The organism is Arthrobacter sp. 05N428_2 (assembly GCF_056397065.1).
The window spans coordinates 1-13,909 of the sequence record NZ_JBFTMR010000018.1 but is presented as its reverse complement, the minus strand read 5'-3'; the positions used below and the strand labels follow the sequence as shown (position 1 = coordinate 13,909).

Here is a 13,909-nt window from a genome sequence, read left to right as displayed (position 1 = left end):
ATTGGGGGGATCCACACATGTCACTGCTCGACGCCGAAAACCCGCACGCCCCGCCGGCCGGAGTCCCGCCGGCCGGAGTCCAGACAGGAGGCCCGGCTGGAATCCCGGCCGCGCCCCGGCCGGCGCCGAGCCGCATCAGGGTACGTTCCGTCCGTGCCAGTCTCGCGGCCGTGCTCCTTCCCCTGGCCGTGGCGGTCGTGGCGTACGCGGCGTGGCACTGGCTGGCCGTTTGGGGCGAGCAAGGGCTCGACTTCAGCGTCTACTGGTACGGCGGCAAGATCCTCAACGATGCGGGCCCGACACCCTCGGACCTCTACCAGGGCAACGTTGACTGGTCCGGCGGACCCGGGCTGCCGTTCACCTACCCGCCCTTCGCCGCCCTGCTCTTCAGCCTGCTGGCCCGGGTGCCGGAGAAACTGGCGCTGAACTGGTTCAACGGCGCAGGCGTCATTATCGGGCTCTGGGTCGCGGTCCGCGGGGTCCGCTACTGGAATGCCAAGGCAGACTGGCGCGCCACCTTCCGCTCCCCGGCCAACTCCTGGGCCGCCGCCGTCCTGGTCCTGGCCGTGCTCAACCTCGGCCCCTGGCGTGAGACTCTGGCATTCGGGCAGATCAACATCCTGCTGATGGGCCTGATGGCCGCGGATCTGCTGGCCCGGAATCCCCGCTGGGCCCGCGGCGTCCCCGGCAGCGGGCTCCTGGTGGGCGTCGCCGCAGGCATCAAGCTGACACCGCTGGTCTTTGGACTCTATTTCCTGGTCCGCAAGGACTGGCGCGGCCTCCGGAACATGGCCGCGGGATTCTTCGCCACGGTCCTGGTCGGCGGGCTGTTGCGCCCGGCGGAATCGCTGCAGTTCTGGCTCCACGTCCTGCCGGACACCTCCCGGATCGGCGGGGCGGGCTACGTCGACAACCTGTCGCTCAAAGGCGCCCTGCTGCACTTCGGCGTCCCGGAGGCAGCCGTCACCGCCCCCTGGCTGGTGCTCAGCCTGCTGGTCGTGGCCCTGGCCGCCGGCATCATCGAATCCGCCAGCGAGCAGGGCGCCCGGGTGGTCGCCATCTCGGCGACGGCACTGACCATGCTGCTCATTAGCCCCATCTCCTGGTCCCACCACTGGGTGTGGGTCGCCGTCGTCCTCCCCGCGTTCGCCTGGACCCTACGTGAAACCGCGCACCGCCATCGCCGCACGCGCTGGCTCATGGGCGCAGTGCTGGGCGTCTCCGTGCTCGTGTTCCTCTTCTCGCCGAAGAGGATCGGCACCGCTCTCGGCGCGCAGAACCTCGACATCCAGACGCCCGGGCTCTGGATTATGGCCTCCAGCGCAGGCGTCTTTTGCGCCCTGGCCCTCATGCTGTGCTGGTTGCTGGTCCTCCGGCGCGGCTCCGTTGCCCCGCCAGTCGACCGGGGCAGTGAATCTGCCCCGGGCCACGAGCCTGCCGTCCGGCCCGTCACGCTAGGCTGAGCCGCATGGCCCCGCATCCCACTTTGACGACGCCGGAATCCCCGGCCGCGGATCGCAAGACCGCCCTCGTGACCGGCGTCGGACGGCTCGCGGGTCTCGGGGCCGGCATTGCGCGGCGGCTCGCCGCCGACGGCTGGGACCTGGTGCTCACGTACTGGCAGGACTACGACACCCGGATGCCCTGGGGTGTCCAGCCGGACGACGTCGAACGCCTCACCGCGGAACTGCAGGCGAGCGGAGCCTCGGTGGCGGCAGTGGCCGCCGACTTCGAGGACCCGCAGGCCGTGGACCGGCTGATGGCCGAGACGGCGGTGCGGGCCGGCACCGTGCAGGGGCTCGTGCTCAGCCACGCGGAGTCCGTGGACTCCGGCATCCTGGACACGTCCGTGGCGAGGTTTGAGCGGCACTTTGCCGTCAATACCCGCGCCAGTTGGCAGCTGATCGCGGCATTCGCCCGGCAGGCACCGGCCGACGGCGGCGCGATCGTGGCACTGACCAGCGACCACACCGCGTTCAACCTGCCCTACGGGGCGTCCAAAGGCGCCCTGGACCGGATCGTGATTGCCGCAGCCAGGGAGTTGGGCGCGCTCGGAATCAGCGCCAATGCCCTCAACCCGGGACCGGTGGACACCGGCTGGATGGACGGGCCACTGCGTGAGGAGCTGGCCCGCCGGCAGCCCGGCGGCCGGCTGGGCACTCCTGCGGACGTTGCCGGGACCGTGGCGTTCCTGCTCTCGCCGGAGGGCCGCTGGGTGTCCGGCCAGCTGGTCAAGGCCGACGGCGGCTTCTCGGCCTGAGGGTGCCGGGGGACCCCGCCGAGGTGGCAGATGACGGCAATGCTGCTGCCGAACACTGCCTTAAAGTGTCACCCCACCCGAGCCGTCAGCGGAACGCGGCCAGCCCGGTAATGTGCTGGCCCAGGACCAGGGTGTGCACCTCGTCGGTGCCCTCATAGGTGCGCACCGACTCAAGGTTGGCGGCGTGCCGCAGCGGTGAATAGTCGAGGGTGATGCCGTTCCCGCCCAGGATGGTGCGGGCCTCGCGGGCAATCGCGATCGCCTCCCGGACGTTGTTCAACTTGCCCAGCGAAATCTGCTCCGGCCGCAGCTTCCCGGCATCCTTGAGCCGGCCCAGCTGCAGTGCCACCAGCGTGCCCTTCTGGACTTCGAGCAGCATGTTGACCAACTTTTCCTGGGTGAGCTGGTACCCGGCCAGCGGCCTGCCGAACTGCAGCCGCTCCTGCGAATACCTCAGTGCCGCCTCGTAGGAGTCCCGGGCCGCGCCCATCGCGCCCCAGGCGATCCCATACCGTGCCTCGTTCAGGCAGCTGAAGGGTCCGCGCAGCCCCCGGGCCTCCGGCAGCAGCGCCTCCGGGCCCAGCATGACCGCGTCGAACGTGACATCGCACTGGATCGAGGCGCGCATCGACAGTTTCTGACCGATCGGCGTCGCGGTGACACCCGGGGAGCCGGCGGGGACCAGGAAGCCGCGCACGCCGTCGTCGGTCATCGCCCACACCACCAGCACGTCCGCCACGGAGGCGAGTCCGATCCAGCGCTTGGCTCCGTCAAGGACCCAGCCGGCGTCGTCGCCGGTGCCGTCCCGGCGGGCGAAGGTCTGCATGGCGGCCGGGTCCGAGCCGGCCGTGGGCTCGGTGAGGGCAAAGCAGCCGATCAGCTCGCCGGCGGCCATCCGCGGGAGCCACTGTTGCTTCTGCTCCTCCGAACCCCACAGGTGGATCGCCGTCATGGCGAGGGACCCCTGCACCGAGACGAAGGTGCGGATACCGGAATCACCGGCTTCGAGCTCCATCGCGGCCAAGCCGTATTCCACGGCGGAGCGGCCTGGGCAGCCATAGCCCTGCAGTTGCATGCCCAGCACGCCGAGCTCGCCCAGTTCCGGCGCGAGATCCAGTGGGAAGACGCCGTCGTCGTACCAGCCGGCGATGGCCGGACGGATCCGCTGGCTGGTGAAATCGCGGACCTTTTCCCGCACCGCCAGCTCGTCGGCGCTCAACAGGGAATCGATCGCCAGGACATCGGACACGTCAATTGCTCCAACACTGCTCATGGAAGCATCCTACGTTCCCGGAACTCCCTCCTAGGCCGGGCCTACACTGGTGCCATGGACACCGCTTCCGTGCTTGCCGTCTGCCGCGTATACCAGTTGCTGAGCGACTCCGGGAACGTGGGGGTGACGGCGATTGACAAACGCCCCGTGGAGGGTCCCGTGAAGGTCCATCGCCTGGGACTCCACGGCGATGTCCAGGCCGACCGCATCCACCACGGCGGCGAAGACCAGGCGCTCTACGCCTACTCCCAGGACGACGCCGACTACTGGGCTGAACAACTCGGCCGCGACCTCCCGCCGGGGATGTTCGGTGAGAACCTGCGCATCGCCGGCATCAGCGCCACGAATGCGATCATCGGTGAACGCTGGAAGATCGGGCTCGACGTGGAGGTCGAAGTGACCTCGCCCCGTATCCCCTGTGCGACGTTCCAGCGCCGGATGCAGGAGTCCCAATGGGTCAAGCGGTTCGGGGACGCGGGCCGCGTGGGGGCATATCTGCGGGTGGTGCGGCTCGGCAGCATTGCGGCGGGGGACCACATCCACCGGATCTACATTCCGGCGCACGGGGTGAGCGTGGGCAAGTGGTTCAGCGACCCCGCGATGGAAGACCTGGAAGCCCTGCGGGACGCCGACGCCGACGGTGCGATCCGGCTGCAGCCCGAGTACCGAGAAGAGTTCGAGAAGCTGCAGCGCCGCCTCGGGGTGTAGCGCGGCCGGCGCCTCTGTGCGCAAGCTCACCGCCGCCGTCGGGCTTTCCGTTACCACCTGCGGGGCCGCATGCCTTACACTTGAAATATCCCCCACTCCGGAAATCCCTTATTCCTGCCCAATTTTTGAGGCAGGACTGGCAAGTGTTGGGGCCCGCAAATGTGATGCGGGCATTTTCATAGGGAGAGCCGGCTAAAGAAAACGCTGTACAGACTGCTGGGATAGCAGCCAAGAGATGCAGCGGGAAGTCCTGCCACGGGATTGCGAAAGCGCCGGACTTCTATGTGACCGGCCGGTCAATGTATGCCCGGCACCTAGTGTCACGCGTACTGCGGCTCCGCTCACCTCGGGTTGTGCCGCCTGGCCCCTATGGATGAGGAAGATTCCCCTATGCCCGAAAATCAGGACAACTCCGTCGACACCGAGAACACTCAGGCCGACGTCGAGACTACCGAAACGGCTGCTGCCCCGGCCGAAACGCCCGCTGCCGCAACCGCCGAAAGGACCGCTGAGTCCAGCGGCGAGAAGCCCGCTGAGTCCAGCGGCGAGAAGCCCGCTGAGTCCAGCGACGACGACGACGCCCTCCGCTTCGTCGACCTCGGCATTGACGCCCGTGTCCTTGCCGCCCTGCAGGACGTCGGCTACGAGAAGCCGTCCCCGATCCAGGCGGCAACCATCCCGCTGCTCCTCGAGGGCCGCGACGTCGTTGGCCTGGCCCAGACCGGCACCGGTAAGACTGCAGCATTCGCAGTACCGGCCCTGTCCCGGCTGGCCGAACTCCACGACCTGAACGGCCCCTCCCGCAAGACGCAGGCCCTGGTCCTGGCTCCGACCCGCGAACTCGCCCTCCAGGTCGCGGAGGCCTTCACCTCCTACGCCAAGCACATCGACGACTTCACGGTCCTGCCGGTTTACGGCGGCTCCGCCTACGGCCCGCAACTGGCCGGCCTGCGCCGTGGCGCCCAGGTTGTTGTCGGTACCCCCGGCCGCGTGATCGACCACATCGCCAAGGGCTCCCTGGACCTGTCCGAACTCCAGTACCTCGTGCTGGATGAGGCTGACGAGATGCTGCGCATGGGCTTCGCCGAAGACGTGGAGCAGATCTTCCAGCAGACCCCCGAGGGCCGCCAGGTTGCGCTGTTCTCCGCCACCATGCCGAGCCAGATCCGCCGGCTCTCCAAGCAGTACCTGAACAACCCGGCCGAGATCCAGGTCAAGTCCAAGACCACCACCGGCGCCAACACCCGCCAGCGGTACCTGCAGGTAATGGGCCCGCACAAGCTCGATGCGCTGACCCGCATCCTCGAGGTCGAAGAGTTCGACGGCGTGATCGCCTTCGTCCGCACCAAGATGGCGACCGAGGACCTGGCCGACAAGCTGAAGTCCCGCGGCTTCCAGGCCGCCGCCATCAACGGCGACATCCCGCAGCAGCAGCGCGAACGCACCGTTGACGCGCTCAAGGAAGGCCGGATCGACATCCTCGTCGCCACCGACGTCGCCGCCCGCGGTCTGGACGTCGAACGCATCAGCCACGTGGTCAACTACGACATCCCGCACGACACCGAGTCCTACGTCCACCGCATCGGCCGAACCGGCCGCGCGGGCCGCTCCGGCGACGCGATCCTCTTCATGACGCCGCGGGAGAAGTACCTGCTGCGCTCCATCGAGAAGGCGACCCGCCAGCCGGTTGAGCAGATGCACCTGCCCACCGCCGAGACGGTCAACACCCTGCGCCTGGGCAAGTTCGCTGAGAAGATCACCGAGACCCTCGAATCCGAGGACGTCTCGGCGTTCCGCGACCTGATCGCTTCCTACGAGCAGGAGCACAACGTGCCGGCCGCCGAGATTGCCGCAGCACTGGCCGTCATGGCGCAGGGCGGCCAGCCGCTCCTGGTCAAGGAACTGCCTGCCGCTCCGGAATTCCAGAAGCGCGAGCGCTCCAAGGACGGCTTCGGCTCACGCGGCCCGACCCGCACGCTGACCGAGGGCAACGCCACCTACCGGATCGCCGTCGGACGCCGCCAGCGCGTCATGCCGGGATCCATCGTCGGCGCCATTGCCAACGAAGGCGGCATCTCCTCGGCCCAGATCGGCGGCATCGATATCCGTTCGGACCACTCCCTCGTGGAGCTCCCGGCGGACCTGAGCGCCGAGCAACTGCGTGCCCTGTCCCGCACCCGGATCGGCGGCGAGCTGATCCACCTCGAACTGGACAACGGGCGTAAGCCTTCCGGTGACCGGGGCGCCTACCAGGGCAGCCGCGGCGGCGACCGCGGCGGCTACTCCGGCGGCAGCGGAAACTTCAAGGGCAACGGCGGCTTCAAGCGCGAATTCCGCAAGAGCGACGGCGAGCGTTCCTCCGCGGACCGCGGCGGCCGATCCTTCAGCGACCGCAACGAGCGCGGCGTGGGCACCGACACCCGCAAACCCCGCACCGAAGGCGGCTTCAAGCCCCGCAACAAGTGGTAACCACTAGTTCCTAGGCAACACCAGAACGGGCCGGCTCTTGAGCCGGCCCGTTCTGCGTTGGTCCAGGGCTAAACGCCAGGAGTACGCTTCGTCACATCCCGGCTGCGGACCGGTGCCCGAGGCCCCTGTCCGACCCGGCTGTGGCCCCGAAATTCCCCGGAACGGCGGGGCTTTTGGCGGAACCGGAGGGGGCGGTCGGTCGATTTGTTGGGAGCCGGATCTTCCGGTAGAGTATTTACTCGTTGCCCCCCTAGCTCAGTGGTAGAGCGCGTTCTTGGTAAGAACGAGGTCACCGGATCGATTCCGGTGGGGGGCTCTGGATGAGGGCCTGTGTCAAGGCGGTTTTGACCGGCTTGACGCAGGCTTTTCTCATCCGTGGCGGTGTAGCTCAGTTGGTTAGAGCGCACGACTCATAATCGTGAGGTCGGGAGATCGAGCCTCCCCACCGCTACAGATCAAGACCCCGCAGGTGCGCCCTGCCGGGGTCTTTCTGGTTTAACCCGCTGACGACGGAACAGGTGCGGCGGTGGAGCGCTTGAGACAGAATAGGTCGATGACGCGAATCGCAATCATCGGCGGCCACGGCAAGGTGGCTTTGGAACTCTCCGGCATCCTCGCCAAGGGCGGGGCCGACGTGACATCCATCATCCGCAACCCGGACCACGCCGGCGACGTGGCCGCCACCGGCGCCACCCCGCTGGTACTGGACGTGGAAAAGTCGTCGTCGGCGGAGATCGCCGACGCGGTGAAGGACCACGACGCTGTGGTCTGGTCTGCCGGGGCCGGCGGCGGCAGCCCCGAGCGGACCTACGCCGTGGACCGGGACGCGGCCATCCGCTCCATGGACGCCGCGGCAGAGGCCGGCGTCCGGCGGTATGTCATGGTGTCTTACCTCGGTGCCGGGCCGGACCATGGCGTCCCGCCGGACAACAGTTTCCACGCCTACGCTGAGGCCAAAGCCGCGGCGGACGCGCACCTGCGCGACAGCGGGCTGGAGTGGACCATCCTTGGCCCCGGCGCCCTGACGGACGGCCCCGGCAACGGGCTCATCGACGTCGACCCCGCGGACACCTCCAACGGCACCGGCACTTCCCGCGCCAACGTGGCCCTTGTTGCCGCCGCGGTGCTGGGCCTGCCGCGTACAGCCGGCCGAACCATCGAGTTCCGGGACGGAACGCTCCCGCTCGCCGCCGCCCTGGAACCGATGAACTAGGGCCCCGATAGGGTAGTGGGGCGGCCGGCGCAAAGGCGACCGGATCCCGGGGACTTGATCCCGGCCGCGAAAATCACGGGAAAGTGAGCATATGGACCAGTTGGCCCTCATAGTCGGACTTCTTCTCGCCACGGTGGTGGCGGTGGGCCTCGGTGACCGGCTTCGCCTGCCCTACCCGGTCCTGATGTTGATCCTGGCCGCTTCGCTGACTTTTATCCCGGGCTTTCCCGAGATGGACATCTCGCCTGAGCTGATCCTCCCCATCTTCCTGCCGCCGCTGCTCTTCGCCACCGCGCAGCGCAGCTCCTGGGCGGTGTTCCGGGTCCGCTGGCGCACCCTCCTGATGCTCGCCGTCGCACTCGTGGTGGTTTCCACCGCCGTGGTGGCCGGAGCCGCCTGGCTCATGATTCCCGGCATCGGCATCCCGGCCGCGATCGCCCTCGGCGCCATGGTGGCGCCGCCCGACCCGGTGGCGGTGGACTCCATCGCGGGGAGGGTGCACATGCCCCGGCGGCTCATCACGGTGCTGCAGAGCGAGGGCCTGTTCAACGACGCGGCCGCCATCGTCATCTTCCAGGCCGCCGTCGCCGCTTCCGTCTCCGGTACCAAGATCGGGCCCGAAGTGGTCCTCAAGTTCGTTGTGGGTGCGGCGGTGGCCGTCGGGCTCGGGATCGCGATGGGCTGGCTCACCGGGCTGATCACGCGGCTGGTGCAGTCGATGGTGGCCCGCAGCGCCGTCACCCTGGTGGTCCCGTTTGCCGTCTATATCCTTGCCGAAGAGTTGCACGCCTCCGGGGTGATCGCCGTCGTCGTGACGGCCCTGGAGATGAAGCGGCACTCCAGGCCCCAGGATGCCGCCGAGAGAGTCACCCGTACCGCCTTCTGGGACGTGGTGGAGTTGCTCGTGACCGGGCTGGCCTTCGGGCTCGTGGGCCTCGAGATCCGGCAGGTCATCCGGGACGAAGGCGCCGCCGTTCTTGGCATGGCCGGGACGGCCGGAGTCGTCTGCGTGCTCGTGTTCGCCGTGCGGTTCGGCTGGCTGGCCATGATGTCCGGCATGGCGCGGAGCCAGAAGAACGTCCTGCGCCCCACGTCCGCCAAGGAAGTGCTGATTCTGACCTGGTGCGGGATGCGCGGCCTGGCCACGCTGGCGCTGGCGCTGGCACTGCCGGTCACCCTGGCCGACGGCGCCCCGATCCCGGGCCGCAGCGAAATGCTGGTGACTGCCTGCGCCGTCCTGCTTGCCACCCTCGTGCTGCCGGGCCTGACGCTGCCGTGGTTGATGCGGGTCCTGCATGCGTCCGGGGACGGATCGGAGGAGCGGGACGCCGCCCGGATATTGGCCTCCAGGGCCCAGGAAGCCGCCATCGCAGCGCTGAAGGACACCGAGTTCATGAAGGAACTGCCGCCGGAAAAGGTGGCCTTGGTCAAGGAGAAGATGACCCGGCTGCGTTCCGACTTGCTGGGCGGGAGCCTGCCGAACGAGAGCGTGGACGAGAAACGCAAACGCGGGCGGGAACTGGCCATTGCCGTGCAGACCATTGCCCTCGACGCGGCACGGCAGGAAGTTGTGGAGGCCCGCAACGAACCGGATACGGACCCCGAAGTGGCGGACCGGGTGCTGCGTCAACTGGACCTGCGCACCATGATCATGCCGGAGTGATATCCGGGGCGCGACCGCGGGGCCCTGGCCCCGGGGGCCCGACGGCGCGGGGGCCCGCCGCCCCGAGGGCCCGCCGGCGTCGGGCGTTGCTACGCCGGCGCGGTCAGCTCCAGTTCCAGGGCATTCGCCTCGACGAAGTCCAGGGCGTGCCGGACGGCGCCCACGGTGACGATCGCGTCTCCCAGCGGCGAGACTGTGACCCTCGGGGGAGTGGCGGTGAAGCGCGGCAGCGCGGCGGTGATCCCGGGCAGGAGCGCGCCAGCCGAATCGGCGACGGCGCCGCCGATTACCACCAGTTCCGGGTTGATCAGGCTGGCGATCGCGGCTATGACCCGGGCCATCCGCTCCGAAAGCCGATCCAGGATCGTGAGGGCGGCGGTGTCCCCGGCCGCCGCGTCCGTAAATACGCGCCGGGCGCTCGCTTGGCCGCCGGCAGTCGGACCGCCGTCCGCGCCCTGCCACTGCCGGGCCAGGCTCGCGATCCCGTCGCTGGAGCCGACGCCCGCGACCATGCCCAGGAAGCCCATTTCGCCGGCCCCGCCGCCGTGGCCGTGCAGCAGCCGGCCGGACTCCAGCACTCCCGCACCGAGGCGCTCACCGGCCAGCAGCACGACGAGGTCGTCGACGCCGCCGCCGGACCCGCGCCAGCGTTCCCCGAGCGCGGCCAGGTTCGCGTCGTTTTCCAACAGCACCCGCCAGCCGTGGAGCTCCGCCAGTGCCGAGCGGAGCCCGACGTCGAACAGGCTCCAAAAGTGCTGGGCGGACAGCACGTTGCCGTCACGGTCCACCGGGGCGGCGATGCCAGCACCCACGGCCAGGACCGTGCCAGGGTTTTCGCCCGCCGCCGCCAGCGCCTGCCGACACGCCCGGTCCACCACGCTGATCCGCTCACTGGCCGGGATGTCGGCCGCGCGGAAGCTGGCGCCTGCGCGGCCGATGACCCTGCCCCGGAGATCGGCGACGACGGCGGTCGTGGTGGCGGCGCCGATGTCGAGGCCCAGGACCACGCCGGCGCGGTCCTTGAGTTCAAAGCGCCGGGCCGGCCGGCCCTTCTGCGCGCTGCCGGCAGACGGGGGATTCTTCCCCGGTGCGTCGAGTTCACGGATCCAGCCGCGCCGGATCAGGTCCTCGCAGACGGCTATCACCGAAGCCCGGGTGAGCCCGGTCCCTGCCATCAGCTCCGTGCCGGTGGCCACCTCGGCGCCGCGGATGGCGGCGAGCACTGCCTGCGCGTTCACCCGGCGCAGCAGTGGGGGCGTGGCGGCTCCCTGCGGCTTCGGAATCTTGACCTCCCCGTGAATGCCGACCCATAATTGTTCCGGCAATAGATTTAGCTTCTATCTAAATTGTATGACATGCGATACCTGACTCAGACACCGCCCCCGCCCAAAGGATTCCCCTTGTCGAACACCGCCACGCTGGCAACCCTGCCCGGTTCCGACCTCGCCGCCGACCCCAATTGGTGGCGCCAGGCCGCCGTGTACCAGATCTACCCGCGCAGCTTCTCCGACTCGAACGGTGACGGCCTCGGCGACATCAGAGGCATCACCGCCAAGGTCCCGTACCTGAAGAACCTCGGGATCGACGCCGTCTGGCTCTCCCCGTTCTATCCGTCGGCGCTCGCCGACGGCGGCTACGACGTCGACGACTACCGTGACGTCGACCCGAAGCTGGGCACCCTGGCCGACTTCGACGAGATGTCCGCCGCGTTGCACGCCGCAGGCATCAAACTGATCGCCGACATCGTGCCGAACCACTCCTCCGACCGCCACGTCTGGTTCCAGGAAGCACTCGCCTCACCGCGGGGCTCGGACGCGCGGGAACGCTACATCTTCCGGGACGGCCAGGGCGAGCACGGCGAGATCCCGCCGTCGGACTGGGAATCCGTGTTCGGCGGCCCGGCCTGGGAGCGCATCACCGAGCCGGCCGGCACCCCCGGCCAGTGGTACATGCACATCTTCGCCAAGGAGCAGCCGGATCTGAACTGGTCCAACCGCGAGATCCGCGACGACTTCCTCAAGACCCTGCGTTTCTGGTCCGACCGCGGCGTGGACGGCTTCCGCGTCGACGTGGCGCACGCCCTGACCAAGGACCTGACCGAGCCGCTGCTGTCCCGGCTGGAGCTGGGCGGAGCCAGCGACGGCGCCGACGGCTTTGATGACGGCTCGCACCCCTTCTGGGACCGCGACGAGGTCCACGAGATCTACGTTGAATGGCGCGAGGTGTTCAACGAGTACAACCCGCCGCGCACCGCCGTGGCCGAAGCCTGGGTGCACGCCAGCCGCCGCGCCCGCTATGCCAGCCCGGCGGGTCTGGGCCAGGCGTTCAACTTCGACCTGCTGCAGGCCGACTTCGACGCCGACGAGTTCCGCGAGATCATCACCCGCAACCTCGCCGAAGCGACCGAGTCCGGCGCCTCCTCCACCTGGGTCTTCTCCAACCACGACGTCGTCCGGCACGCCACCCGCTACGGCCTGCCCAAGGGCGGCGGCCGGCACGCCAAGGGCCAGGACGGCAAGGGATGGCTGCTGGCCGGCGCCCCGGCCGAAGAGCTCGACGTGGAACTCGGCCTGCGCCGTGCCCGCGCCGCGACCCTGCTGATGCTGGCGCTGCCCGGCTCCGCCTACCTGTACCAGGGCGAGGAACTGGGCCTGCAGGAAGTGGCCGGGATCCCGGATGCCGACCGCCAGGACCCCACCTTCTTCCGCAACAAAGGCGTGGAAATCGGACGCGACGGCTGCCGGGTACCGCTCCCGTGGGCCACGGATGGAGCCTCGTTCGGCTTCGGCGACGGCGGCGCCCACCTGCCGCAACCGGCGTGGTTCGGCCGCTACGCCGTCACGGCCCAGCACGGCACCGAGGGCTCCACCTTGGAGTTTTACCGGAAGGCCCTGAAACTGCGCCGCGAACTGCAAACCTCCGAAGAGCTGGAATGGCTGGAAACAGGCCACGCCAACGTGCTGCACTTCCGCCGCCACGGCGGCTGGCAGTCCGTGACCAACTTCGGGGACGACGCCGTCGAGCTGCCCGCCGGTGAGGTGCTGATCAGCAGCGGCCCGCTGGACGGGAAGCTGCTCCCCGGCAACACCACCGTCTGGCTCCGGTGAGTTCCCTGTCCGGGCAGCCCGCCGCCGGGTCGCCCGGGCTGTCCGGGCGGTCGGCCCAGGAGCTCATTTATGGCTGCATGGGGCTGGGCGGCAGCTGGTCGGCGGAGCCGTACTCGTCCGCGCACGTGGACGAGGCGGCTGCCGCCGTCGACGCCGCACTGGATGCGGGCATCACGCTCTTCGACCATGCTGACATCTACCGCAACGGCAAGGCCGAGGCGGTGTTTGGCGAGGTGCTGGCACAGAGCACCGGCCTGCGGGAGCGGATCCGGCTGCAGACCAAGTGCGGCATCCGGCTGGGCGAGCAGGGCCTGGACGCGTTCTACGACCTGAGCCGGGACGGCATCCTGGGCCGCGTCAACGCCAGCCTCGCCCGGTTGAAAACTGACTACGTCGACGTACTGATGCTGCACCGGCCGGACCCGCTGCTGGACCCGGCCGAGGTGGCCGCCGCCGTCGGGCAGCTGATGGCCGAGGGCAAAGTCCGGGCACTTGGCGTCTCCAACATGTCGGCCCCGCAGATCGAGTTGCTGCAGGACCGGCTGGATACGCCCGTGGTGGCCAACCAGCTGGAAATGAGCCTGTCCGCGCGGGCCTGGCTGGAGAGCACTGTGCTGGTCAACCACGCCGAGGGCGCGGAGTACAGCTTCCCGCACGGCACTGTGGAGCACTGCGTCCGGCACGGGATCGCACTGCAGGCCTACGGGGCACTGTCGCGGGGTCTGTACACGGGCGCGCCGTCCGCCACCCAGAGTGCAGCGGAGGAGGCCACCGCCGCACTCGTGGCCGAGCTGGCCGTGAAGAAGGACACCACCGGTGAAGCGGTCCTGCTGGGCTGGCTGATGAAGCACCCGGCCGGGATCGCCCCCGTGATCGGCACCGCCAAGCCGGAACGGATCCGGGCATGCGCCGGCGCCGCCGGCGTCGCGGCGGCCATGACCCGGGCCGAGTGGTACCGGCTCTGGATCACGGCCCGGGGCAGCAACATCCCGTAGCCCCCGCCCGCCGTCGTGCCGGCCCAACTGGCTCGCACTTGTTGTCGTTCTGAGGGCTGAAAACGACACCTAACGCAGATTGTCAAGCTGTGTGGAGTCATTGGGTTTGCTGTGTGGGTGTTTTTGTTGCGGGAAGGTTGATCCCTGCGTGGCGGGCGGGGGCTGGTGTGATGGGTCGTTGGCGGAATCGTTCGGGGTTTTCGTCGTAGTAGCGCTGTAGT

The 13,909-nt window shown here is 69.0% G+C and carries 10 protein-coding genes and 2 tRNA genes; 10 read left to right on the top strand and 2 right to left on the bottom strand.

From position 1 onward, the window contains the following. Nucleotides 1-17: 17 nt before the first annotated feature. Together AC1DGI_RS15925 and AC1DGI_RS15920 are read left to right on the top strand one after the other, a co-directional pair. Entirely contained in the window at nt 18-1,463 is a 1,446-nt protein-coding gene (locus AC1DGI_RS15925; protein WP_476899529.1) for a glycosyltransferase 87 family protein, read from the top strand. Nucleotides 1,464-1,468: 5 nt separating this feature from the next. Continuing rightward, nucleotides 1,469-2,260 carry an SDR family oxidoreductase gene (locus AC1DGI_RS15920; RefSeq protein ID WP_476899528.1) on the top strand — a complete coding sequence of 264 codons (792 nt, stop codon included), beginning with the start codon at nt 1,469-1,471 and terminating at the stop codon, nt 2,258-2,260. An 85-nt stretch (nt 2,261-2,345) separates the two neighbouring features. On the opposite strand, the gene AC1DGI_RS15915 is transcribed toward AC1DGI_RS15920, so the two are convergent. Then, nucleotides 2,346-3,533 carry an acyl-CoA dehydrogenase family protein gene (locus AC1DGI_RS15915; RefSeq protein ID WP_476899527.1) on the bottom strand — a complete coding sequence of 396 codons (1,188 nt, stop codon included), beginning with the start codon at nt 3,531-3,533 and terminating at the stop codon, nt 2,346-2,348. A gap of 54 nt (nt 3,534-3,587) precedes the next feature. Here AC1DGI_RS15915 and AC1DGI_RS15910 point away from each other — a divergent pair, with 54 nt between their 5' ends. The 6 genes from AC1DGI_RS15910 to AC1DGI_RS15885 all read left to right on the top strand — a co-directional run bounded on the left by AC1DGI_RS15910 (nt 3,588) and on the right by AC1DGI_RS15885 (nt 9,586). Then, nucleotides 3,588-4,241 (top strand): MOSC domain-containing protein, encoded by a 654-nt coding sequence (locus tag AC1DGI_RS15910; protein ID WP_476899526.1) that lies wholly within the window; start codon nt 3,588-3,590, stop codon nt 4,239-4,241. A 390-nt stretch (nt 4,242-4,631) separates the two neighbouring features. Beyond that, entirely contained in the window at nt 4,632-6,710 is a 2,079-nt protein-coding gene (locus tag AC1DGI_RS15905) for a DEAD/DEAH box helicase (protein WP_476899525.1), read from the top strand. A gap of 244 nt (nt 6,711-6,954) precedes the next feature. Continuing rightward, nucleotides 6,955-7,026: transfer RNA gene (locus AC1DGI_RS15900), tRNA-Thr, on the top strand. 61 nt (nt 7,027-7,087) lie between these two features. Further along, nucleotides 7,088-7,161 (top strand) — tRNA-Met (locus AC1DGI_RS15895). Between the two features lie 102 nt (nt 7,162-7,263). Beyond that, the gene (locus AC1DGI_RS15890) at nt 7,264-7,923 is read left to right on the top strand and encodes an NAD(P)H-binding protein (RefSeq protein WP_476899524.1); all 660 of its coding nucleotides are present in this window, start codon (nt 7,264-7,266) and stop codon (nt 7,921-7,923) included. Nucleotides 7,924-8,014: 91 nt separating this feature from the next. Next, complete coding sequence (locus AC1DGI_RS15885; protein ID WP_476899523.1) at nt 8,015-9,586, top strand: Na+/H+ antiporter; 1,572 nt, start codon at nt 8,015-8,017, stop codon at nt 9,584-9,586. A gap of 89 nt (nt 9,587-9,675) precedes the next feature. Here the strand turns inward: AC1DGI_RS15885 and AC1DGI_RS15880 are convergent, their stop codons facing one another. Continuing rightward, the gene (locus tag AC1DGI_RS15880; protein WP_476899522.1) at nt 9,676-10,911 is read right to left on the bottom strand and encodes an ROK family protein; all 1,236 of its coding nucleotides are present in this window, start codon (nt 10,909-10,911) and stop codon (nt 9,676-9,678) included. Between the two features lie 75 nt (nt 10,912-10,986). Here AC1DGI_RS15880 and AC1DGI_RS15875 point away from each other — a divergent pair, with 75 nt between their 5' ends. Both AC1DGI_RS15875 and AC1DGI_RS15870 read left to right on the top strand, forming a co-directional pair. After that, nucleotides 10,987-12,693 (top strand): glycoside hydrolase family 13 protein, encoded by a 1,707-nt coding sequence (locus AC1DGI_RS15875; protein ID WP_476899521.1) that lies wholly within the window; start codon nt 10,987-10,989, stop codon nt 12,691-12,693. 5 nt (nt 12,694-12,698) lie between these two features. Further along, the gene (locus AC1DGI_RS15870; RefSeq protein WP_476899549.1) at nt 12,699-13,688 is read left to right on the top strand and encodes an aldo/keto reductase; all 990 of its coding nucleotides are present in this window, start codon (nt 12,699-12,701) and stop codon (nt 13,686-13,688) included. Nucleotides 13,689-13,909 lie beyond the last annotated feature (221 nt).

Excerpts from the sequence above, each read along its gene's own strand:
- AC1DGI_RS15925 (WP_476899529.1), top strand. The coding sequence starts at position 18 with ATGTCACTGCTCGACGCCGAAAACCCGCACGCCCCGCCGGCCGGAGTC.
- AC1DGI_RS15920 (WP_476899528.1), top strand. The coding sequence starts at position 1,469 with ATGGCCCCGCATCCCACTTTGACGACGCCGGAATCCCCGGCCGCGGAT.
- AC1DGI_RS15915 (WP_476899527.1), bottom strand. The coding sequence starts at position 3,533 with ATGAGCAGTGTTGGAGCAATTGACGTGTCCGATGTCCTGGCGATCGAT.
- AC1DGI_RS15910 (WP_476899526.1), top strand. The coding sequence starts at position 3,588 with ATGGACACCGCTTCCGTGCTTGCCGTCTGCCGCGTATACCAGTTGCTG.
- AC1DGI_RS15905 (WP_476899525.1), top strand. The coding sequence starts at position 4,632 with ATGCCCGAAAATCAGGACAACTCCGTCGACACCGAGAACACTCAGGCC.
- AC1DGI_RS15890 (WP_476899524.1), top strand. The coding sequence starts at position 7,264 with ATGACGCGAATCGCAATCATCGGCGGCCACGGCAAGGTGGCTTTGGAA.
- AC1DGI_RS15885 (WP_476899523.1), top strand. The coding sequence starts at position 8,015 with ATGGACCAGTTGGCCCTCATAGTCGGACTTCTTCTCGCCACGGTGGTG.